The 22,505-nt window shown below is 62.1% G+C and carries 23 protein-coding genes and 1 pseudogene; 12 read left to right on the top strand and 12 right to left on the bottom strand.

The genetic code is table 11. The features are described 5' to 3' along the window. Positions 1-65: 65 nt before the first annotated feature. Positions 66-1,364: a serine/threonine protein kinase gene (locus H6X51_RS14000; protein WP_185268122.1), complete on the top strand. Its 1,299-nt coding sequence runs from the start codon at positions 66-68 to the stop codon at positions 1,362-1,364. Continuing rightward, positions 1,357-2,130 (top strand): MlaA family lipoprotein, encoded by a 774-nt coding sequence (locus H6X51_RS13995; protein WP_185268121.1) that lies wholly within the window; start codon positions 1,357-1,359, stop codon positions 2,128-2,130. The genes H6X51_RS14000 and H6X51_RS13995 overlap by 8 nt, the downstream gene beginning before the upstream one ends. Before the next feature lie 279 nt (positions 2,131-2,409). On the opposite strand, the gene H6X51_RS13990 is transcribed toward H6X51_RS13995, so the two are convergent. Both H6X51_RS13990 and H6X51_RS13985 read right to left on the bottom strand, forming a co-directional pair. Next, positions 2,410-2,859, bottom strand: a complete 450-nt coding sequence (locus tag H6X51_RS13990; RefSeq protein ID WP_185268120.1) for a YcgN family cysteine cluster protein — start codon at positions 2,857-2,859, stop codon at positions 2,410-2,412. A 2-nt stretch (positions 2,860-2,861) separates the two neighbouring features. Next, complete coding sequence (locus H6X51_RS13985; RefSeq protein ID WP_185268119.1) at positions 2,862-3,125, bottom strand: glutaredoxin family protein; 264 nt, start codon at positions 3,123-3,125, stop codon at positions 2,862-2,864. Between the two features lie 115 nt (positions 3,126-3,240). Between H6X51_RS13985 and H6X51_RS13980 the strand changes: the two genes are divergently transcribed. Then, positions 3,241-4,569, top strand: a complete 1,329-nt coding sequence (locus tag H6X51_RS13980; protein ID WP_185268118.1) for a deoxyguanosinetriphosphate triphosphohydrolase — start codon at positions 3,241-3,243, stop codon at positions 4,567-4,569. Positions 4,570-4,799: 230 nt separating this feature from the next. Here H6X51_RS13980 and gloA read toward each other — a convergent pair whose 3' ends face one another. The 5 genes and pseudogenes from gloA to H6X51_RS13955 form a co-directional block, all read right to left on the bottom strand. Continuing rightward, the gene (gene gloA / locus H6X51_RS13975; protein WP_185268117.1) at positions 4,800-5,192 is read right to left on the bottom strand and encodes a lactoylglutathione lyase; all 393 of its coding nucleotides are present in this window, start codon (positions 5,190-5,192) and stop codon (positions 4,800-4,802) included. A 115-nt stretch (positions 5,193-5,307) separates the two neighbouring features. Next, positions 5,308-6,525, bottom strand: coding sequence for an argininosuccinate synthase (locus H6X51_RS13970; protein ID WP_185268116.1), 1,218 nt, complete (start codon positions 6,523-6,525; stop codon positions 5,308-5,310). Between the two features lie 124 nt (positions 6,526-6,649). After that, complete coding sequence (locus tag H6X51_RS13965) at positions 6,650-7,501, bottom strand: flagellar protein MotY (RefSeq protein WP_185268115.1); 852 nt, start codon at positions 7,499-7,501, stop codon at positions 6,650-6,652. A 91-nt stretch (positions 7,502-7,592) separates the two neighbouring features. Then, positions 7,593-8,840: an NAD(P)/FAD-dependent oxidoreductase gene (locus H6X51_RS13960; RefSeq protein ID WP_185268114.1), complete on the bottom strand. Its 1,248-nt coding sequence runs from the start codon at positions 8,838-8,840 to the stop codon at positions 7,593-7,595. Between the two features lie 192 nt (positions 8,841-9,032). Beyond that, positions 9,033-9,497 (bottom strand): annotated as a pseudogene (locus tag H6X51_RS13955) (aminoglycoside adenylyltransferase family protein); the annotation flags it as partial. 178 nt (positions 9,498-9,675) lie between these two features. On the opposite strand from H6X51_RS13955, the gene H6X51_RS13950 reads away from it, so the two are divergent. The 8 genes from H6X51_RS13950 (at position 9,676) to H6X51_RS13915 (ending at position 17,015) form a co-directional block, all read left to right on the top strand. After that, positions 9,676-9,990, top strand: a complete 315-nt coding sequence (locus H6X51_RS13950) for a hexameric tyrosine-coordinated heme protein (RefSeq protein WP_185268113.1) — start codon at positions 9,676-9,678, stop codon at positions 9,988-9,990. Positions 9,991-10,133: 143 nt separating this feature from the next. Further along, positions 10,134-11,168: a dihydroorotase gene (pyrC, locus tag H6X51_RS13945; RefSeq protein ID WP_185268112.1), complete on the top strand. Its 1,035-nt coding sequence runs from the start codon at positions 10,134-10,136 to the stop codon at positions 11,166-11,168. A gap of 54 nt (positions 11,169-11,222) precedes the next feature. Beyond that, on the top strand, positions 11,223-11,867 hold the full coding sequence (gene rnt / locus H6X51_RS13940; RefSeq protein ID WP_221627360.1) for a ribonuclease T: 645 nt from the start codon (positions 11,223-11,225) through the stop codon (positions 11,865-11,867). Between the two features lie 137 nt (positions 11,868-12,004). Beyond that, positions 12,005-12,979, top strand: coding sequence for a TAXI family TRAP transporter solute-binding subunit (locus H6X51_RS13935; RefSeq protein ID WP_185268110.1), 975 nt, complete (start codon positions 12,005-12,007; stop codon positions 12,977-12,979). Positions 12,980-13,049: 70 nt separating this feature from the next. Continuing rightward, positions 13,050-15,638 carry a TRAP transporter permease gene (locus tag H6X51_RS13930; RefSeq protein WP_185268109.1) on the top strand — a complete coding sequence of 863 codons (2,589 nt, stop codon included), beginning with the start codon at positions 13,050-13,052 and terminating at the stop codon, positions 15,636-15,638. Positions 15,639-15,652: 14 nt separating this feature from the next. Continuing rightward, complete coding sequence (locus tag H6X51_RS13925) at positions 15,653-16,081, top strand: universal stress protein (RefSeq protein ID WP_185268108.1); 429 nt, start codon at positions 15,653-15,655, stop codon at positions 16,079-16,081. Positions 16,082-16,353: 272 nt separating this feature from the next. Beyond that, entirely contained in the window at positions 16,354-16,656 is a 303-nt protein-coding gene (locus H6X51_RS13920) for a type II toxin-antitoxin system HigB family toxin (protein WP_185268107.1), read from the top strand. Further along, the gene (locus H6X51_RS13915; protein WP_185268106.1) at positions 16,656-17,015 is read left to right on the top strand and encodes a helix-turn-helix domain-containing protein; all 360 of its coding nucleotides are present in this window, start codon (positions 16,656-16,658) and stop codon (positions 17,013-17,015) included. The genes H6X51_RS13920 and H6X51_RS13915 overlap by 1 nt, the downstream gene beginning before the upstream one ends. 417 nt (positions 17,016-17,432) lie before the next feature. Here the strand turns inward: H6X51_RS13915 and H6X51_RS20350 are convergent, their stop codons facing one another. Then, positions 17,433-17,738 carry a DUF4351 domain-containing protein gene (locus tag H6X51_RS20350; RefSeq protein WP_185268105.1) on the bottom strand — a complete coding sequence of 102 codons (306 nt, stop codon included), beginning with the start codon at positions 17,736-17,738 and terminating at the stop codon, positions 17,433-17,435. Between the two features lie 99 nt (positions 17,739-17,837). Then, entirely contained in the window at positions 17,838-18,143 is a 306-nt protein-coding gene (locus H6X51_RS13905) for an addiction module antidote protein (protein ID WP_185268104.1), read from the bottom strand. A gap of 218 nt (positions 18,144-18,361) precedes the next feature. On the opposite strand from H6X51_RS13905, the gene H6X51_RS13900 reads away from it, so the two are divergent. Further along, positions 18,362-18,709: a tetratricopeptide repeat protein gene (locus tag H6X51_RS13900; protein ID WP_185268103.1), complete on the top strand. Its 348-nt coding sequence runs from the start codon at positions 18,362-18,364 to the stop codon at positions 18,707-18,709. Between the two features lie 395 nt (positions 18,710-19,104). On the opposite strand, the gene H6X51_RS13895 is transcribed toward H6X51_RS13900, so the two are convergent. The 3 genes from H6X51_RS13895 to H6X51_RS13885 form a co-directional block, all read right to left on the bottom strand. Then, positions 19,105-20,427 carry a DEAD/DEAH box helicase gene (locus H6X51_RS13895; protein ID WP_185268102.1) on the bottom strand — a complete coding sequence of 441 codons (1,323 nt, stop codon included), beginning with the start codon at positions 20,425-20,427 and terminating at the stop codon, positions 19,105-19,107. Between the two features lie 140 nt (positions 20,428-20,567). Next, complete coding sequence (locus H6X51_RS13890; RefSeq protein ID WP_185268101.1) at positions 20,568-21,530, bottom strand: hypothetical protein; 963 nt, start codon at positions 21,528-21,530, stop codon at positions 20,568-20,570. 36 nt (positions 21,531-21,566) lie between these two features. Next, on the bottom strand, positions 21,567-22,505 hold the full coding sequence (locus H6X51_RS13885) for a hypothetical protein (RefSeq protein ID WP_185268100.1): 939 nt from the start codon (positions 22,503-22,505) through the stop codon (positions 21,567-21,569).

Below are 22,505 nucleotides of genomic sequence, written 5' to 3'. Positions count from 1 at the left end.
CCGCGCCTGTAAGGAACTATCCATAGTATTTCGGGTATAGTTCATGAAGCCAACCGGGAAAGCTCATGAACCGATACCTCCGATATCTCTGCATCAGTCTGGCGGCATTGGCAAGCCATGTTGCCCAGGCGGATGAGACCCCTTACCCGATAACCAATCCGTTCCTGGCGACCATCGTCGGCACGCCGCCGCAGCTGGTTGCCCCGGTACCTGCGGAAACCGATGTGCGGCAGACCGACCTCTCGGTCACCGTACTGCCCGAGCGCCATCTGCCGCCGGCACTGTCACGCTACCGCGATTTGCACTATCGCCTAGCCTGGCACAACGAGCCGGCACCGCTGGTATTTCTCATCGCCGGCACCGGATCGGGCTACAGCAGTCCGCGGCTCGACTACCTCAAGCGGGTGTTCTGGCAGGCCGGCATGCACGTCATCGTACTGTCCTCGCCGACCAACCATGACTTCATCGCCGCGGCCTCACGCAGTGGCCTGCCGGGCCTGGGGCTGAGCGATGCCCGCGACCTGCACAGTGCCATGTCCCTGGCCGCCGAGCATGCGCGCAAGCGCAAGAAGCTGCAGATCACCGAATATCGCCTGGCCGGCTTCAGCCTCGGCGCGCTGAATGCTGCCTTCGTTGCCCATCTGGACCAGAGCCTGCAGCAGTTCGACTTCACCCGCACCCTGCTGCTCAACCCACCGGTGGACCTGTATGCCTCCATCCAGCGCCTGGACGCCCTGGCTCGCACCCAGCTCGACGGAGTCAGCAGCGGCGAGAGCTTCTATGAGCATATATTCGAGAAGTTGGCGCGCTATTTCGCCGAAAGCGGCGGTACCGATATCGAAAGCGGCCTGTTCCATGGCATCCAGAGTTCCGACAGCGCCCTGACCGATGCCGAACTGGCCATGCTGATCGGCGCGGTGTTCCGCTTCGCCGCCGCCGACCTGAACTTCATGGCCGACCTGATCACCGAGGGCGGTCGCTATGCGCCGGCCGACGAAACGCTCAAGGTCAGCACCTCACTGACCCCCTACCTGCGCCGCGCGCTGTTCTGCGATTTCAGTTGCTATCTGGAGACCCAGCTGTGGCCGGTCTGGACCGATGCCAACCAGGGCAAGACCATCGATGACATGGCCTGGGACACCAGCCTGTACAGCATCACCTCGTTCCTGCGCGACAACCCGCATATCGCCGCGCTGACCAATGCCGACGACTTCATTCTCAGCGCGGACAACTATCGCTTCATCGCCGAGACCTTCGGTGAGCGCGCACTGATCTATCCCCATGGCGGCCATGGCGGCAACCTGCAGCACCGTGACGTGGTAGCGACCATGCTGCAATTCATGGAGGGCGACAGCCATGACTAAACTGCCCATAACCCGGCTGCTGGCCGGCTGTGTGCTGCTGACCAGCCTGGCGGCCCAGGGTGCCGACGGCATACCCGCATACCATGACCCACTGCTGGAGCTGACCATCGATACCGAGGGCAGCAACTATCAGTTCGAGCGTTCCAGTCTCGAAGCACTCAAGGTGCATGATCCGATCGAGGGCTTCAACCGGCGGGTCTACCGCTTCAACGGCCAGTTCGACGACTATGTCTACCTGCCGGTGGTCAATACCTACCAGATGGTCACCCCGCGCTTCGTACGCACTGGCGTATCCAATGTCTTCGCCAACCTGGCGGACGTACCCAACCTGGCCAACAGCCTGGCCCAGGGCAAGTTCCAGAAAGGCGCGCGCACCACGGCGCGACTGCTGTTCAACAGCACCCTCGGGGTACTCGGGCTGTTCGATGTGGCCAAGGCCATGGGCCTGCCCCAGGAGCCGGAGGATTTCGGCCAGACCCTGGGCTACTACGGCGTACCCACCGGGCCCTACCTGGTATTGCCGCTACTCGGCCCCTCGACCCTGCGCGACACCACGGGCAAGGCGGTGGACTGGTCGATAGAGGACACCGCGGCGTTCCTCGACAACCGCCACTACATGAACGACAACCCCTGGGCCTACGGCCTGTATGCCATCAACCTGCGCTATATCAACGGCTTCCGCTATGGCTCGCTGGACAGCCCGTTCGAGTATGACCAGATTCGCTATCTGTATATCAAGTTGCGGGAGTTGCAGATTCGGCAGTGAGGGGGGCTTTCCCCCTCTCCCCAGCCCTCTCCCGCGAGGGGAGAGGGGGCTCGTTTGTGCTGGCTGAGAGAATGTGATTATCCTGCCGCAATGGTTATATCAAGCGCACTCAAAACATTCAGACAGCACGGACAGGCTCCCTCTCCCCTCGCGGGGTGAAGGCGGAATTAGCGAAGCATGCTTCGCCCGCCTGAACGCCCTGAGCTCTGCGAAGGGCCGGGGCGCGGAGCGGGGCTGGGGAGAGGGGGAGCGAAGCAGCGCTTCGCCCAGCCACCACCATCACACCCGAAAAATGATGTGCTCTTCCCAGTCCTCGTTCGCCACACTGTCCTCGGCCAGCATGCGCCCGGCCTGGGAAATGCCCACCTTGTGCACCGCCTGCGGATCACCACAGACCAGGTGATGCCACGGCGGCAGGTCTTCGCCCTCGGCCACCAGGCGATAGGCGCAGGTCGGTGGCAGCCAGGCGAACTCCTCGGCCATCGCCGGGGTCAGTTGTACGCAGTCCGGCACATGCCTGCGTCGATTGGCATAGTCGCTGCACCGGCAGGTATTCAGGTCCAGCAGCTTGCAGGCCACCCGCGTGTAGTAGATGGCGCTGGCATCGTCTTCGTCCTCGAGCTTCTGCAGGCAGCACAGGCCGCAGCCGTCGCACAGCGACTCCCATTCCTGACGGTCCATCTGCTCCAGGGTCTTGCGCTTCCAGAACGCACTGACGATCTGTGCCATGGTCAGTTGCCCTCGCCTACCGCATCGCCCAGCCAGTCGAGCAACTGGCCAAGGCTGAACGGCCAGTCCAGCTCCGCACCGGTATCATCCCGGCGCAGCACCGGGATACGCAGCTGGTAGCGCTCCAGCAGATCGGGCTCCTCGACAATATCCACCTGGCGCAGCTGAATGCCATTGCCTTGCAGCGGCTGGGTCAGCATCAGGCACTCCTCGCACAGGTGGCAGGCGGTGGTACCGAACAGGGTCAGGGTCAATGCAGCGCTCATGCGGATTCCGAGGTGGGGCGGGACAGCGGCCATTCTACCCCGGAACAGACCCCGGAGCACCCTTGGCAGCCCGGCGGCATTGCCACATACTCGGATGATCTGATCGGAGGACATCATGGATTGGGAAACACTGCTCTGCCGCGAACGACTCGGCAAACCCGTCGCCAGCACCGAGGAGCTGGGACGCACACCCTTTCACAAGGATCACGACCGGGTGATTTTCTCCGGCGCCTTCCGCCGGCTGGGCAAGAAGACCCAGGTACATCCGGTATCCAGCAACGACCATATCCATACCCGCCTGACCCACAGCCTGGAGGTTGGCTGCGTCGGGCGCTCGCTGGGCATGCGCGTCGGCGAGATGCTGCGTGGTGTGTTGCCGGCCTGGTGCGAACCGGCCGACCTGGGGGTGATAGTACAGGCTGCCTGCCTGGCCCATGACATCGGCAACCCTCCCTATGGTCATTCCGGCGAAGATGCCATCCGCCACTGGTTCCACAAGGTCGATGCCCAGGGCTGGCTGCGGGACATGAACGAGGCCCAGCGCCAGGATTTCCTCAACTTCGAGGGCAATGCCCAGGGCTTTCGCGTACTTACCGAGCTGGAGTACCACCAGTTCGATGGCGGCATGCGCCTGACCTATGCCACCCTCGGCGCCTATCTCAAGTACCCCTGGACCGCGCAGCACGCCGACAGCATCGGCTACAAGAAACACAAGTTCGGCTGTTACCAGGCAGAATACCCGCTGCTGCTGCAGATCACCGACAAGCTCGGCCTGCCCAAGCACAGCGACCAGTGCTGGGCGCGCAGCCCGCTGGTCTATCTGGTCGAGGCGGCGGACGATATCTGCTATGCACTGATCGACCTGGAAGATGGCCTGGAAATGGAGCTGCTCAACTACAGCGAGGTCGAACGCCTGCTGCTGGATCTGGTCGGTGACGACCTGCCGGAAACCTACCGTCAGCTGGGCCCGCGGGACTCCACCCGGCGCAAGCTTGCGATCCTGCGCGGCAAGGCCATCGAGCACCTGGTCAATGCCGCCGCCGAGGCGTTCATCGCCCAGCAACCGGCGCTGCTGGCCGGCACCCTGCCGGGCGATCTGGTCAGCCACATGCCCACGGCTGCGCAGCGCTGCGTACTGGAAGCCAAGAGCATCGCCCGCGAGCGCATCTTCCAGGACAAGCGCAAGACCCTGCATGAAATCGGCGCCTACAGCACCCTGGAAACCCTGCTGGAAGCCTTCTGCGGTGCGGTCAACGAGCAGCAGAGCGGGCAGGCGCTGAGCTTCAAGCACCGGCGCATCCTCGACCTGCTGGGCAACAACGCCCCGCGCGAGGATTGGGATCTTTATTCGAGCTATATGCGGGTGATCGATTTCATCGCCGGCATGACCGACCTGTATGCGGCGGATATGGCGACCAGGATTCGCGGGATCAATCCGGCCTGAGTGTATGGCCGCCCCCTGGGGTTGGCGAGCCCCCGCTCGCCGACAATCCGGCAGTGGCGGCAAAGCCGCAGGCGTAGCGCAGGCGCGCTACACCCCGGGGCAGTGCCAAACCGCCCAAGCCTCGGGCCGTAATGACGGGGCTGCCTGGGGTTGGCGAGCCCCTGCTCGCCGACAATCCAGCAGCGGCAGCAAGACCGCAGGCGTAGCGCAGGCGCGCTACGCCCCCGATATCAATCCCCCCGGCTGGGCGACAGCAACTCGATCTTGTAGCCATCCGGGTCCTCGACGAAGGCCAGGATGCTGGAGCCGTGCATCATCGGCCCGGCTTCACGCACTACCTTGCCGCCGCTGGCCTTGATCTGTTCGCAGGCCTTGTAGACGTCGTTGACCTCGATGGCGATATGGCCATAGCCGTTGCCCAGGTCGTAGCTGGGCGTATCCCAGTTATGGGTCAGTTCCAGCACCGAGTTTTCCGCCTCGTTGCCATAACCGACGAAGGCCAGGGTAAAGCGCCCATCCGGATAGTCCTTGCGGCGCAACAGGGTCATGCCCAGCACTTCGGTATAGAAAGCGATGGATTTCTCCAGATCGCCCACACGGAGCATGGTATGTAGAAGACGCATATCTCATTCCTCACGGTGTTGAAAAACGAAGCCCCAGCGACATGGGCCGGGGCTTTTAGTCTCAAGCTGCAAGACTGATTTTTCGGCAGCCTGCAGCTTACGGCCTGTCACTGTATTAAAGCAGCTTGCGGCCCTTGTTGGCGGCAATGCGCAGGCGCAGCGCGTTGAGCTTGATGAAGCCCGCCGCATCGGCCTGGTCATAGGCACCGGCATCGTCTTCGAAGGTGGCGATATTGGCATCGAACAGCGAGTCGTCGGACTTGCGACCGACCACGATCACGTTGCCCTTGTACAGCTTCAGGCGCACCACACCATTCACGTTCAGCTGGGACGCATCGATCATCTCCTGCAGCATCACGCGCTCCGGGCTCCACCAGAAGCCGTTGTAGATCAGCTCGGCGTACTTGGGCATCAGGCTGTCCTTGAGGTGGGCAACCTCACGGTCCAGGGTGATCGACTCGATGGCGCGGTGGCCCTTGAGCATGATGGTGCCGCCGGGGGTTTCGTAGCAACCGCGTGACTTCATGCCGACGAAGCGGTTTTCCACGATATCGGTACGACCGATGCCGTTTTCACCGCCGATCTTGTTCAGATAAGCCAGCACCTCGGCCGGGGTCATGTCCTTGCCGTCGATAGCGACGATATCGCCCTTGCGGTAGCTCAGCTCGATATAGGTGGGCACGTCCGGCGCCGCTTCCGGCGACTTGGTCCAGCGCCACATGTCCTCTTCGTGCTCGGTCCAGGTATCCTCCAGCACGCCACCTTCGTAGGAGATGTGCAGCAGGTTGGCATCCATGGAGTACGGCGACTTCTTCTTGCCGTGGCGCTCGATCGGAATGCCGTGCTTCTCGGCATAGTCCATCAGCTTCTCGCGCGACAGCAGGTCCCACTCACGCCAGGGAGCGATCACCTTGACGCCCGGCTTGAGTGCATAGGCACCCAGCTCGAAGCGCACCTGGTCGTTGCCCTTGCCGGTGGCGCCATGGGAGATGGCGTCGGCGCCGGTCTCGTTGGCGATCTCGATCAGGCGCTTGGCGATCAGCGGGCGGGCAATCGAGGTGCCGAGCAGGTACTCGCCTTCGTAGACGGTATTGGCGCGGAACATCGGGAACACGAAATCACGGACGAATTCTTCGCGCAGGTCGTCGATGTAGATTTCCTTCACGCCCATGGCCTGTGCCTTGGCGCGTGCCGGCTCGACTTCCTCGCCCTGGCCCAGGTCCGCAGTGAAGGTGACCACCTCGCAACCGTAGGTATCTTCCAACCACTTGAGGATTACCGAGGTATCCAGGCCGCCGGAATAGGCCAGGACGACTTTTTTCACATCAGTCATTACGCGCTCCCTTGATGAAGATTACCGGCGCAGCGAAAGGCACCAGCCAAAGGCTGCCATTCTACCGCCGGCAGGCGAGTAATTACAGGGGCGTACGGAGAAACTCGGGGCTGCCGGAAAGCATTCAGTCCTTTTCCAGGCGTAGCGTGACCCGGCGGTTCTTGGCCCGCCCGTCAGCGGTGTTATTGGCCACCAGCGGATAGCGGTCACCGTGGAAACGCGTAGTGAACAGCTGCTCGTCCACGCCCCGCTCGACCAGGTAAGCCTGCACCGATAGCACCCGCTGACGCGACAGTTCACGGTTGCTCAGGCGATCGCCGACATTGTCCGAATGCCCGTCCAGCTGGATGCGGCTGATGGCCGGGTCGGCCTCGATATAGGCCAGCGCGACGTCGAGCATGTTCCGCGCCCGCTCATCCAGTTCCGAGCCACCATTGGGAAAACCGACGGCGGTACGCGAGACCTGGTCGATATTCATCGGCAACAGTTCACTGGCGCAGGCCTGGAAATCCTCCCAGGCCTGCCGGTAGCCGACACTGGACACCACCACCCGGACCGAGCTGCCGGCATCGCTGACACTGGCGCGCTGGATGGTCGGGTGCAACCCCTGCGCCAGCCCCGCGAGCATCTGCCCGGCCTGCTGGTAGGGCAACCGCAGCACCGTTGGTCCATCGACCACGGTGCCCTGCCCGAGCAGCTGCGCCCGCGCGCCAGGCCGCCACGGCGGCGCTTCGTTGAACAACTGCGCCGCGCCGGGGCGCATCAGGTTGCTCCAGGCCGACAGCTCGAACACCGGTCGCTCACCTGCCCGACGCACGAACATCGCCTCGCCATAGCCCTCCACCCGCTGGCTGAGCCGGCACTCGAACTGATCCCCGGTCACCGCCCACTGCACATTCTCCATGCGCGTCTGGAAGGTCATGGCCTGGGCCGGCAAGGCGATACCCAGCAACAGGGCGAAAGGCAAGCGTGGCAAGGAAGGTTCTCCCGCATCAAGGGCTACAGGAGAAGGAATCGGCGGCGCGACGGGAAACTTTAAGGTTGATGCACAACGAGCACCTGCCCCCCTAATGCTTAAAGCGGTCCACAGCGAACGGCTGCATATCGATCGCCGGTGTCTCCCCATCCATCATCTGCGCCAGCAGCTCACCGGTTGCCGGCCCGAGGGTAAAGCCCTGGTGGCCATGCCCGAAAGCCAGCCACAAACCCGGCTTGCCCGGTGCCGGACCTATCACCGGCTTCATGTCGGGCATGCAGGGGCGCGCGCCCTTCCAGGGCTCGGCATCGCGTCGTTTGCCCAAGGGGAACAGCTTGCGCGCCGCCCGTTCGGCTGCCGCCAGCTGCCTGTACTGGGGAGGCGCGTCCAGGTTGGCCAGCTCCGCTCCGGTAGTCAGGCGAATCCCGGCGCGCATCGGTTCGAGCAGAAAGCCCTTCTCGGCATCCATCACCCAGTGGTTGAGCGTGGCGCCCTGTTCCGCCGAGTAGTGCATGTGGTAACCGCGCTTGACGAACAGCGGCACCTTGATGCCCAGGCTCGACAGCAGGTCTCCCGACCAGGGCCCCATGGCCACCACCACCTGCTCGGCCTCGAAGTCTCCCTCGCTGGTCGCCACGCGCCAGCCGCTGCCTTCCCGGGTTACGCCCTCGACGCTGGCCTGCACCAGGCGACCGCCCTGCTCCACGAAGTTCCGCGCATAAGCCTGCACCAGCGCTCCCGGGTCCGACACCATCCACGGCTGGGTCCAGTGAATGGCTCCCACCAGGTTCTTCTGCAGATACGGTTCACTGGCCTGCAACGCCGCGGCATCGAGTACCTCGAACTCCACACCGAAGCGCTGCCGGTCCTCACGGGCCTCGGCAAGCCGCTCATCCATCGCCTTCTGCGTGCGGTACAGCTCAAGCCAACCACCCTTGCGCACCAGGCCTTCGGCACCGGCCGCCTCGATCATCGGTCCGTGCGCATTCTGGCAACGCATGATCAGCGAGGCCCACTCCCGGGTAATGCGCGCATAGCGCTCCCCGCCCGAGTTGAGCCAGTATTGCAGCAAGGGGCCGGCCGCACTCAGCATGCCGGTCGGGCGGTAGCGGATGTCCACCTCACGGTTAGGCAATACCCTCAGCAGGGTGCCGACATCCCGGGGAAAGGCATAGGGGCGCACCGCCTCGCGCTGGATGATGCCCGCATTGCCGAACGAGGTTTCGCGCCCCGGTTCACGGCGATCCACCAGGGTCACGGTGTGGCCACGACGCACCAGGTGCCAGGCAATGGAAACGCCGACCATACCGGCGCCCAGAACGATGATATTACGCGACATGCATCTCTCCCCACAGTGATCAGGAGCCCCGAAAAATGGGCCGTCATGGCAGAGAGTCTAGCAAGGGTTTGGTCGCAAGTTGCGCAGCGCAGCGGCACACAGGCAGATCCACCACACTTGGTTTTTCAACGGGATTTTATGCTGAAGACTAGCGGTAAAACAGGGAAATCAACGCCACAATACGCCAATCCATCAGACGTTCTCAGCACCAGGATCAATCAACCTGGTGATTTCGCCTTTCGCCAGAGAAACAAACCAGACCAACTGATCCCCACTCGCGGCCAGACGCTCCTGTCCGAGCCCGAGATAAGCCTGTCGAGCCTCAAGCAACAGCGGTTGCAACTCGGACGGCAGGCGCTCCACCAGCCAACTGGCCGCCACGTCCTTCGGCACTATTTTTTTACCGCCATGGGCAGCGCTGTACCAGATGCGCGCAAGGGCAAGCAGCACATTGCGCTCGTCACCCGCCCAGTCCGGAGGTGAGTTCCATAGTGTCAGGGTATCGGCCAGTGCCCGGGAGAAGTCTCCTTGCGGGACCGGCTCGAAAAGCTGTTCCGCCGGCGGGCCGGCCAGGGCAAGACTGCGCTGTCGCGCCTGCGTCAGCAGGATCGCCAGGTCAGCATCCTCGACCGCTGGCTCGACGATACCGGCCAGAAGTCAGTCTCACACTTACCCCGATGACCGGCCGCAGGCACTCGAAAGTACTATTGCATTTAATGTACGCAAATTTATATATGAACAAGCCAGGCCGTGATGCAGGCACCATCGGCAACGAGCCGGAAAGCCGGTCTCAGCCAAGAGAGTGGAAATCCTGATGAGAACCAAGGAGATTATAATGACAATATCGACAAAGCGACTGCTGTCTCTGTGTGGCGGGCTGTTACTGGGCGCCTCCCTGGCAGTACAGGCAGACAGCGCGGCCAAGCCGGATACCTGGCTGCCCAGCATCATCACTGAAACACCGCAACAGGGGTTTGAACTGGCGGTCAAGCTATCGCGCATGGGAGTCAAGAGCACCCAGCCCGATACGGAAGTGCTGTTCCGTGAACGCAAGGAGTATGCGCAGGATGGCGAAGCGCTGATCCAGGCCTCAGGAGTGGTTGCGGTGCACTTCCAGACCATCGCCGCTGCCAACAATTACTGGAAATAACGCCAGCAGGCCAACCGCCCCGCTCATACCGGCACTGCGCCAGCTCGATGCTGACGCAGTGCCGAAGACGACGCCCCTTGTACGTGTAAAGCCCCGCCATTTCCGGTAGCATTGCGGCATTGCAACAGCCTGGAATTCTCCCCATGACCGACCGCCTTACCCTGATCCGGCCCGATGACTGGCATATCCATCTACGTGACGGTGCGGCGCTGCAGCATACCGTGCCGGATGCCGCTCGCCACTTCGCCCGCGCCATCATCATGCCGAACCTGGTGCCGCCGGTGCGCGATGGGCAGCAGGCCGATGGGTACAAGTCGCGGATTCTGGCGGCGCGGCCCCAGGGCAGCGGTTTCCAGCCGTTGATGGTGCTGTACCTGACCGACCAGACCTCGCCCGAGGTGATCCGCCAGGCCCACGCCCAGGGCCAGGCGGTTGCCGCCAAACTCTACCCGGCAGGCGCCACCACCAATTCGGATTCAGGGGTGACCGCGCTGGACAAGATCTACCCGGCGCTGGAGGCGATGGCGGAAGTCGGCATGCCGCTGCTGGTGCATGGCGAGGTGACCCATGCCGACGTGGATATCTTCGACCGGGAAAAGGCCTTCATCGACCAGCAGTTGGTGGCCCTGACCGAGCGTTTCCCAACCTTGAAGGTGGTGTTCGAGCACATCACCACCGCCGATGCGGTGGATTTCGTGCGCAGCGCCTCGGATCGCATTGGTGCGACCATCACCGCCCACCACCTGCTGTACAACCGCAACCACATGCTGGTGGGCGGTATTCGTCCGCACTTCTTCTGCCTGCCGATTCTCAAGCGCCAGCGCCACCAGCAGGCGCTGGGCGATGCGGTAGTGTCCGGCTCCAGCAAATTCTTCCTCGGTACCGATTCGGCGCCCCATGCGCAACACGCCAAGGAAGCCGCCTGTGGCTGTGCCGGCTGCTATACCGCCCATGCGGCGATCGAACTCTATGCCGAGGCCTTCGAGGAGCTGGGCGCGCTGGACAAGCTGGAAGGCTTTGCCAGCCTGTACGGTCCGGACTTCTACGGCTTGCCGCGCAATACCGATACCATCACCCTGGTACGCGAACCCTGGGCCCTGCCCGCCACCCTGCCCTTCGGTGAGCAGCAGGTGGTGCCGCTGCGTGCGGGTGAAACCCTCCAATGGCGGGTCATCTGATCCCTCTTGAATTAAGGACGCTGTGTGAGCGAGTTCGACTACGATAACGACGCGATGGATGAGCTGCCCCAGTCCGGCGGCCCCAAGCCGCCGATGGCCTACCGCTTCCGTGGCTTCCTGCCGGTGGTGGTGGATGTGGAGACCGGCGGCTTCAACTCGGCGACCGATGCCCTGCTGGAGATTGCCGCCACGCCGATCCTGATGGACGACGATGGGCAGGTGTATCCCGACCAGACGCATTTCTTCCGCATCGAGCCCTTCGAAGGGGCGAATATCGAGCCGGCGGCGCTGGAGTTCACCGGCATCAAGCTGGATCACCCGCTGCGCATGGCGGTCAGCGAGAACCATGCGCTGACCGAAATCTTCAAGCATGTGCGCAAGGCGGTGAAGTCCGCCGGCTGCAAACGCGCCGTGCTGGTCGGGCACAATGCCTTCTTCGACCTGGGCTTCCTGAACGCGGCGGTCGAGCGCACCGAGATCAAGCGCAACCCCTTCCACCCGTTCTCCTGTTTCGATACCGCCACCCTGGGCGGCCTCGCCTACGGACAGACAGTGCTGGCCAAGGCCTGCGCCGCCGCCGATATCGAATTCGATGGTCGCGAAGCCCACTCCGCGCGCTACGACACCGAGAAGACCGCCGAGCTGTTCTGCAGCATCGTCAACCGCTGGCGCGACATGGGCGGCTGGCCGCCGGTCTGACCCCGTTCCGGAGCCGAGCGGGAACTTTCGTCATGCTCGGCTACACTTACTCCGACAGGCCTGCGGCACAGCAGGCCGATGTAACGACCGGCGGAGCTTGCCGCGCGCCGGTACGAAAAAGAACAAGGAGTACCTGCATGCGCATCAAAGCACTCTCATATCTCTTCTCCGCAGCCCTGTGCTACGCAGCCACTGCGGCCACACCGGCAGTCGCTCAACAGAACTTCATCACCATAGGCACAGGCGGGCAAACCGGCGTCTACTACGTGGTGGGGCAGTCGATGTGCCGCCTGGTCAATCGCAATACCAAGGATCACGGCATCCGCTGCAACGCGCCCTCCAGCGGCGGCTCGGTGGCCAACGTCAACGCCATTCGCGGCGGTGAAATGGATATGGGAGTGGTGCAGTCGGACATCCAGTACAAGGCCTACGAGGGCACCGAGAACTTCGCCAGCGCCGGCGCCTTCAAGGAGATGCGCGCCATGTTCGCGCTACACGGCGAGCCGCTGACCATCGTCGCCCGGCGCGATGCGAAGATCGAACACGTCAAGGACCTCAAGGGTAAACGCTTCAATATCGGCAACCCCGGCTCCGGCCAGCGCGACACCATGGATGTGGTGATGGACGCGCTGGGCTGGACCATCAAGGACTTTGCCCTGGCATCCCAGCTGTCCGCAGCGGAACAGGCCGCGGCACTCGGGGACAACAACATCGACGCCATGGTCTACGTCGCCGGACACCCCAACGGTTCGATCCAGGAGGCCACCACGACCGTCGACTCGGTCATCGTGGCGGTCAATGGCCAGGAGATCGATGGCATCATTGCCGAGCACCCCTATTATGCGAAAGCCACCATCCCTGGCGGCATGTACCGGGGCAATGACCAGGACATCGAGACCTTCGGCGTGCGGGCCACCATGGTCACATCGGCCAACGTCCCCGAGGAAACCGTGTACCAGACCGTCAAGGCGGTATTCGACAACTTCGACCGGTTCAAGCGGCTGCATCCCGCCTTTGCCAACCTGGATGAAAAGGAAATGATCAAGGAGGGGTTGTCGATCCCCCTGCATGACGGTGCGGTGCGCTATTACCAGGAGCGTGGCTGGATGTAACGCGCGCCCTCGCTCCAGGCGGTCGGCCGAACCGCCTGGAGTTTCCCCTCGCACTGCATAAGGACCAGTCATGAGCGAAGCAGCCAAGCGTGACGACCTGGTGACGGAACTGGAAGATCTTGTCGCCACCAGCGACACTGGTGCACGCAAACCCCACGGCCTGACCGGAAAACTGCTGCTTGGCGTAGCCGCCCTGTGGTCGCTGTTCCAGTTGTGGATCGCCTCACCTTTGCCCTATATGCTCGGCTTCGGCGTTTTCAACAGTACCGAAGCACGCTCCATCCACCTGGCGCTGGCGGTATTTCTCGGTTTCATGGCCTTCCCCGCCTTCCGCCGCTCACCCCGTGACCACGTACCCCTGGTGGATTGGCTGATGGCTTTGGCGGGCGCCTTCTGCGCCGCTTACATCTATATCTTCTACACTGACCTCGCGGGGCGCCCCGGCAATCCCACCACTGTGGATGTAGTCGTTGCCCTGGCTGGCCTTGCACTGTTGCTCGAGGCGACCCGCCGAGCACTGGGCCCGCCACTGATGATCGTTGCGCTGGTCTTCATCATCTATTCTCTGGCCGGCCCCTGGATGCCGGACATGCTCTCCCACCGTGGCGTCAGCTTCGTCTCGCTGGCCAACCACCAATGGCTGACCACCCAGGGGGTGTTCGGCATCGCCCTGGGCGTATCGACCAGTTTCGTGTTCCTGTTCGTATTGTTCGGCTCCCTACTGGACAAGGCGGGAGCAGGCAACTACTTCATCAAGCTGGCCTTTTCCCTGCTTGGTCACTACCGCGGCGGGCCTGCCAAGGCCGCCGTGGCGGCCTCCGGCATGACCGGCCTGATCTCCGGTTCCTCCATCGCCAATACCGTCACCACCGGCACCTTCACCATCCCGATGATGAAGCGTGTCGGCTATACCGCCGAACAGGCCGGCGCAGTCGAGGTATCCGCATCGGTCAATGGTCAGATCATGCCGCCGGTGATGGGCGCAGCAGCCTTCCTGATGGTCGAGTATGTTGGCATCCCCTACACCGAGATCATCAAGCACGCCTTTCTGCCGGCGGTCATCTCCTATATCGCACTGTTCTACATCGTCCACCTGGCGGCGCTGAAAGCCGGCATGCAGGGCCTGCAGAGCAGCAACCCGGACCGTCCGTTGCTGCGCAAGCTGTTCGGCTTCCTGACCGGCCTGCTGCTGATCATGGGCCTGTCCGTTGCCGTGTATTACGGGCTGGGCTGGCTCAAACCCCTGCTCGGCGAGCATGCCGGCTGGATCATCGCCCTGGGCCTGGGTATCGCCTACATCGCCCTGCTGCGGATCGGCTCCCGCTATCCGGACCTCGAACTCGACGACCCCACGTCACCGGTAGTGATCCTGCCGCAAACCAGGCCCACCCTGATGACCGGCCTGCATTACATCCTGCCGGTGGTCGTGCTGGTCTGGTGCCTGATGGTCGAACGGCTGTCCCCCGGCCTGTCGGCCTTCTGGGCCACGGCATTCATGATCTTCATCATGTTGACGCAGCACCCGCTCACCGCCCTGTTCCGCAAGCAGCGCAATATTGCCGGCCCGCTAAGGCGCGGCGCCGATGACCTGTGGCAGGGGCTGGTTGCCGGGGCACGCAACATGATCGGCATAGGCATCGCCACCGCGACCGCCGGCATCATCGTCGGTGCCGTCTCGCAAACCGGCGTGGGGCTGGTACTGGCTGACCTGGTGGAAGCACTGTCGATGGGCAACCTGCTGCTGATGCTGGTACTCACGGCAGTGCTCAGCCTGATCCTCGGCATGGGGCTGCCAACAACGGCGAACTATATCGTGGTATCGGCACTGCTCGCCCCGGTCATCGTCACCCTGGGCCAGCAGAACGGCCTGATCGTCCCGCTCATCGCCGTACACATGTTCGTCTTCTACTTCGGCATCATGGCCGACGTCACACCACCGGTAGGGCTGGCGTCGTTTGCTGCTGCGGCGATCTCCGGCGGCGATCCGATCCGTACCGGATTCCAGGCTTTCTATTACAGCCTGCGCACCGCAGCGCTGCCCTTCCTGTTCATCTTCAATACCGACCTGTTGCTGATCGATGTGAGCTTCGTGTATGGCGTGGTAATCTTCATCGTCGCGACGGTGGCCATGCTGATCTTCGCCGCCGCGACCCAGGGCTGGATGCTCACCCGCAGCCGCTGGTACGAGAGCCTGCTCCTGCTGCTGGTGGCCTTCACCCTGTTCCGCCCCGGCTTCTGGATGGACCTATTGCATGATCCCTACCAATCCGTCCCACCGGCGCAGATCACCGAGGCACTCGACCGGATGGAGCCTGACAGCAACCTGCGCATGCAGATAAGCGGCCTGGACGACGTCGGCAACCCCAGGACCTTCCATCTCCTGGTACCCGTACCCGACGGCGCGACTGGCGAGCAGAGACTGGACCGACTTGGCCTGACCCTGATGCAGGAAGATGAGCGAACCCTGGTCGACATGGTGACCTACGGTAGCCTGGCGTCGGAGCTGGGCTTCGACTTCGACCAGGAGATCATCGAAGTGCTGGCCCCGGTCGACCGCCGCCGCAAGGAATGGATGTGGATACCCGCGCTGATGGTATTCGCTCTGGTGGCCGGCCTGCAGTGGCGCCGCCGGCAGGTAGCGCCATTGACCTCCCGCTGACAAGGAGTGCACACATGTACAAGACGATCCTGCTACCGATTGACCTGAACCACAAGGCGTCATGGGCCAAATCCCTGCCCTGTGCCATTCAGCTGTGCCAGACCTATGGCGCATCGCTGCATCTGCTCAGCATCATCCCCGCCATCGGTATGCCGATGGTAGAGGGATTTCTCCCCAGGGAATTCGCCGCCACGGCAAAGAAAAACCTCAAGGCAGCACTACGCGAGTTCGCTGCCAAGCAGGTGCCAGCCGACATGAAGGTGCAATTGATCGTAGCCGATGGCAAGGCTTATGCGGGCATCCTGCGTATCGCGGAAAAGATCAATGCCGACCTGATCGTCATGTCCACCCATAAACGCAAGCGCATCGAGGACTACCTGGTCGGCACCAATGCCATGCGTGTGTTGCAGCAATCGAAGGTGTCGGTGCTGGTGGTTCGCTGACGCCTGACCGTACCGCTTGGAGCCCAACGGGGTGTAGCGCCCCGGTCCGCGGGCGGGCGCTACGCCGGCAGCCTCCCCGCCCGCGACAAAGCCTGCTCAATGCAGGGTAAACACATCTTCCAGCGTCCGGGCATCCAGAACATTCTCCGCCCATGCAAGGGATTATCAGGCCCGGAAATATGGAAACTGTGAGACGGAGCACTCTTCTCGACCTTCCATCCGGTTGTTTTGACGCGTGACGACTGCTAACATCTCCCAAAAAGGGAGGTTTCATGCGAGTGATCGCAAAAAGTCGCTTGAGGCTATTTTGGGAAAGCAACCCAGCTTACGCAGATGCGGCGGTACCATTGACAGAGTGGTTTCGCCACATGGAGAAAGCTTGCTACCACACACCGCAGGAGCTGAAAGCAGAGCTGAGAACAGCCAGCATTCTCAAAGGTGGGAGAGTGGTATTCAACATCGCTGGCAACAAGTATCGAGTCATTGTCGCAATTGATTACGGCAGGCAGCTCGGATATATACGCTTCGTCGGCACGCATGAGCAGTACGACGAGGTCAATGCGGAGACCGTATGATGAATATCAAACTGATTCGTACAGAAGAGGACCTTGCCGCCGCGTTTGCCCGGATGGATCAGCTGTGGGGAGCTGCCATGGGCACTCCAGAGGGCGATGAGCTGGAAGTGCTGGCATTGCTGATTGAAAAATATGAAGACGAGCATTACCCCATGCCGCCCTCCGATCCAGTTGAGGCCATCAAGTTCCGGATGGAACAGCAAGGGCTGACACAGAAGGATCTTGAACCTTTCATCGGCTCAAGCGGGCGGGTATCTGAAGTGCTCAATCGCAAACGCAAACTGAGCCTGACCATGATCAGGCGGCTACACCATGGACTGCGTATTCCCTACGAAAGCTTGCTGGCCGAGGTGGTCTGACGGCCTCTCATGGAGAAGATAGGATTAGCGGGGTGAGTTTCCCGGTCCGCGGTCGGGCGCTACGCCAGCAACAGTGTCAGCTACTCGTCCCCTGTCGTCGAGCAGGGGCTCGACAACCCTGCCACCGGCTCAGCCGTGCGGCTTATGCTCATCTGGAGCAATCCGGGAAAATGCACCAGACCTTTTCCTGGGTCGGAAACAGCAATCCCCCGGCAAGCTGGTAATGCCGTTCACTTAAGGAATTTTCCGCCCACGCCAGAGTTGGTCTGGAACATTGCGGGATAGATCTCTACTCCGTCATCCTCAGCGCAGGCTGAGGATCCACGGTGTCGGTTGACTCGGAGTGGCCGATGGATCCTTCGCCTGCGCGAAGGATGACGGGTTTTCGGCAGCTTCGCCACCCGAGACAATCCCTGCTCAATGCAGGGTAAGCACCTCTTCCAGCGTCTGCGCATCCAAAATATTCTCCGCCCAGCGCTCCAGCTGCTCTGGGCTGGCGTCATGCAGCTTCTCAAGCGCAGCCTGATCCAGTTCACCAAAGCGGTGGTTCAGTAGTTTGAGCAGGATGCTCAGGCTGCCTTGGGCAACACCCTTCTCCATCGCTTTGCGCTCGAACGAGCTGATGTAGGTCATGGTCGTTTCCTCTTGCAGAGTTTCCATCTGCTCATCGTAGTAATCACTGACCGATTCCGGCAGGGCGACCATCCATTCGAGAAAGATCACCAACTGGCCGATCCGCCCCCACTCCAGCTGCTTGCGAATGGCCAGGCGGTAGAAGCCGATCAGGTTGTCGGCGCGGGTCTTGGCTGTCGCGGACCGGTATTAAACAAGCGGAGTATCCTTCGGCACGGCCACCAGTTTGACACCCAGAGCACCAAGTACGCGATTGATAGTATCAAAGCGCGGGCTCGCACCGCTGCGCAAGGCTTTGTACAGGGACTCACGGCCTATACCGGCATCCTTGGCAATCTGCGTCATCCCGCGAGCTTTGGCGATATCACCCAAGGCGCTGGCCAGTAGCGCATCATCGTTCTCTTCGAGAATGGCATTGAGATACGCAGCGATGGCTTCTGCATTGTCGAGGTAGTCAGCCGCGTCAAAGGTAGGAAGATCAACAACTTTGACCATGATTCAGTCCTCCAGTTTTTTGGATAGAATAGCGAAAAAAGGACCGGGTACGGTCGGGTACTGGCTATCGTGGTCGTGGGGCAGTGGTTTTGTCTGGCTCATCAGCAATCAGCATAAATTCTGCGATCATCATCACCAGGGTTAGCAAGCGAACTCTGTGGCGTAGGCTGACCGCTGGTCGGATTTCTCGTCAGGACAACGATGTGCGGGGTCGAGCCATGCTCACCCTCGAAGACCTCATCCCCCTGCTCTGTGTTCCGGTCGATCCGGAGGATTACGAGCTGCTTATCCAAGCCGATACCGGCGACGCTGATGCTCAGAATGATCTGGCTCAGCTGTTTCTTGATGCTGACAGACCCGATATTGCGTTGCATTGGCTGCAGTTGGCGGTGGAGCAGGAGCATCCTGATGCCATGCATAATCTGGCTACGTTGCATATCAAGGGTGTTGGTGTGCCCAAGGATGAGACCATGGGGTTGATGTGGTTGGCCAAGGCGGCTACCTGTGGGCATGCCATAGCGGCGCAGCAGGTGGCGGCGTTGCATTCGCGGCAGAAGGTGGAGTGAGGTGGGGTTTGGGGTGTTGGGCTGGGGGGTTGCTGGTGGCTTTGGAGTTACCGGCTTTCCCCCTCTCCCCCGGCCCCTCTCCCACCAGGGGCGAGGGGTGACTCGCGCCTGCATTCTCGTGCTTATCCTGCAACAATCTGCAAATGCAAAGAGTTCTATCACCTGGCTTTCATAAAGGCTGAGGTCGAGTTTCGACCGATACTATTTACGGTAACTATCAGTAGTGCAACGCGGCGGCTTTCCATACCGTAAGCCAGTAATAGCGAGTTGACCCATCACGGAAACGTGCAGGCTAAACACAAATACTCCAGTCGCGAGTCACCCCTCGCCCCTGGCGGGAGAGGGGCCGGGGGAGAGGGGGGCACGGCCGGCAGACGACACTCCCAGTACCAACCTCACCCCCGCCGCTTCGGCGGCGCCAATCCATCACCACCATCCAGCACCACCTGCCCCTTGGGCACGGCGGGCTTGCGCTTGGCTGCTGGTTTGGCGGTCTTGGGTCGTTTGACTTTCTTCTTGTCGTCTTTTTTCTTCTTCGCCCCCACCGGCTTGCCGGAGGCCTTGACCTTTTTCGGTCCCTTGAAGCTGCCGGCCAGTTCCTTGATCAGTCGGCGTTCGAATTGCCGGCGTAGGTAACGCTCAATGCTCGACATCAGGTTCCATTCGTGCGGTGCCACCAGCGAGATGGCGACGCCTTCGGCTCCTGCCCGCCCGGTACGACCTACACGGTGCAGGTAGTCATCACCACTGCGCGGCATGTCGAAGTTGATCACCAGGTCCAGCTCGCTGATATCCAGGCCGCGGGCCGCCACATCGGTTGCCACCAGCACGCCGTTGCCGCCCTGCTTGAAACGTTCGATGGCCAGTTTGCGTTCCTTCTGGTCCTTCTCGCCGTGCAGTACGTACACGCGCAGACCTTCCACCGCGCGCAATACGCCATTCAGCCGATCGGCCATGACGCGGGTGTTGGTGAAGACGATGGCCTTGCCCTGGCATTCATTGAGCAACAGCCATTTGGTCAGTGCCTCGCGGTGCGCATTATCGTCCACCGCGATCACCTGCTGGCGGATCGCCGGGGTGTCGTCACGCACGCTGTCCAGCTCCAGCCAGCGTGGCTCGCACAGCACCTGCTCGATGATGCGCTTGAGGCCGGTGTTACCCGTGGTCGCGGAGAACAGCATGGTCTGCCGCTCAGCCGGGCAGGCCTGGGCGATGCTCAGGACATCTTCGCTGAAGCCCATGTCCAGCATGCGGTCGGCTTCATCGATCACCAGCGTCTGCACCTGCGACAGGTCCAGCCCGCCTGCACCCAGCTGCTCCAATGTGCGGCCCGGCGTGGCGATGACGATGTCCGGGTTCTTGCGCAGTTTGGCGGCCTGGACCTTGAAGTCCTCGCCGCCGATGACCAGCTCGGACTTGAGGAAGGTGAAGCGGGCCAGGTCCTGAATATCCTTGTGGATCTGCTGCGCCAGTTCGCGGGTCGGCGAGAGGATCAGCGCTCGCGGCGCCACCGGCTTGCCATCGTCCTCCAGCAGCCGTTGCAGGATGGGCAGCACATAGGCGGCGGTCTTGCCGCTGCCGGTCTGGGCGATGATGTACAGGTCCTCACCGGCAATGGCCGGGGGAATCGCCGCCGCCTGGACTGGGGTCGGCTTTTCGAAAGACAGCGCCGCCAGCGCCTTGAGCAGTCGCTCGTGCAGGGATAATTCAGTGAACACGGGTTTTCCTTCTGGAAACGGGAAAAGACTAACGATCCGAATGGGCGATAGTGTATCACCGCTTGGGGCAAAGCTTGGCGGGAGTTGCTCGAACCAGCCATGCCTGCCTTGGGCAATGGCTGGTCAAGCGGTACAAAGGCTCAGCGCTGGGCCGACATGATGAAGCTGTGGGGATAGAGTCTGGCCAGCGTGCTGGTTTCCATCTGCACCTGGGCCATGGCCTGGCGCAGCTCGGGATAGATGCCATAGGAGGCGTTTAGGACTTCCGCATACTGCGGATGACTGGCGTTTTCATAGGTCATGTAGCGTGCCAGGTCTTCCACCGTATTGAACGACATGTCGCTGTTCTCGCGGATGAAATCCCAACCGCCCATGGCCTGCAGTACCACTTCCTTGCCGACCTTCTCACCGGCAATCCCGCCCAGCACGGAAAACATCAGGTTATCCGAATTGGACAGGGCTGCCAGGCTGCCCAGAGCCATGCCCACGTTGCCCGCCACGGAGGCCTGCAGGCCCTTTTCCACCCAGGGCGTGACGGTGTTGTCCTCGGTGAAGGGACTCATGTACTTGCCTTCCGGGCCGAAGATCGGCTGCGGCAATGCCATCAGTTCACGCTGCGGTACCACGCCATCCAGTACCGTGACGGTATAGCCGGCCTGGTCCTGCGGCATGACCACCGCAACATAGGAGCCATCGGCGTCTTCCGGCAGGGTGAAGATCAGGTGCGAATGCAGGCCGTCAGGGTCACGCATGGCGCCGATTCCGCTGCCCAGCGCGCCGACAAAACTCAAGGGTTCCGCGTTACGCCGGAAATCATTGGCATCGCCGTACAGGTAAAGGCTGGTATCCGGCCCCGAGGAGCGGGCAACTACCGTTACGGTCTGGCCCGGCTTACCCTTGAAAGCATAGAAATGCCCGGCCTGCCCCTCCACGGTCTTGCCGATACCGACCTCGGTGATGGCCGGCGGTGGCATCATGTCCACCACCTCCTGTGGTATCAGTACGCGCGGCGGAGGCTTGTAACCCAGATAGCCCGAGGTCATATCCGTGGCGCACCCGCTCAGCAACAGGGCGCAGGCCGGCAGGATCATTGTTCTTTTCATGTGTTTCTCCTTGGAATTACCGCGTGCAAAGGGGCCTTACACGCCCCACTGGCTACTCAACGACTGCATCAGCTTGAGGGTCAGCTCCCGCGAAACCTGCTCCAACGTCAGGTAGGTGTTCGGACGCAGCGCATAGCCGCTGGCACTGGCCACCGCCGCGCTGTGTTGCTGCACCTGGTCGCCATTGACGAAGGCGGTGCCGATCACCTGTCCGCTGCGCACGTTCTTGGCCACCGCGCGGAAGTCATAGCCGAACTCGGTGGCCGAGCGGGTGACCTTCATCTCGACCAGCACATCGGCGTACTTGTCCAGCGCCGAGATTTCGTTCAGGGTGCTCGACATGCTGCCGTCCATGCCCGCGGTCTGCGGTGCCTGGCGCGCCATCTGACGGAAGATCACCGCACGATCGACAACATTCGCCCCGCCATCGAGCAGTACGGTGGTAATGGCATCCTCGAACTGCCAGTGCCAGGACTCGCGCATATCGGGACGCTTGCCGGTGTCCCCGGTGTAATGGCGCGACTGGCTTTCGATGCTGGCATTGGCGCTGGCCTGGGCGCTCACCGGCCCGCTGTGCAGGCTGTTGAAGCTCGCCGACTGGTTGTGCGTGGTGGTCAGCTTGTGATGACTGCCCGGCACCCATTCGCGTACCTCGTCGCTCAGCTCGCGATTGAAATAGATCGCCATGCGCGGCGCGCCACCCTGCTGGTAGGCACTGCGGAAGCGGGCCGTCACCGCTGCCGCGGCTGCCTGGTCGAAGGCGCCGGCAGGCTCGGCGATATAGTGCTGCTCCTCGGCCAATGCCGGCGCTAACGGGGCCTGGTTCAGCGGCGGCACACTGCCGGCTGGGGTCTGCTGCTCCAGCCGGCTGCCGAGCAAGGGCTGGTCGAAGGCGGTGTTATCCGGGGCCGCCTGCGCATTGAGCGCCAGCAGCAGGGCCAGAGGTAGAACCGCAGATGCGTGTATAGTCCGCAT

The organism is Halopseudomonas xiamenensis (assembly GCF_014219065.1).
Taxonomy (GTDB): domain Bacteria; phylum Pseudomonadota; class Gammaproteobacteria; order Pseudomonadales; family Pseudomonadaceae; genus Halopseudomonas; species Halopseudomonas xiamenensis.
The sequence above is the reverse complement of the archived record's forward strand: the minus strand, read 5'-3'. Positions and strand labels throughout refer to the sequence as shown.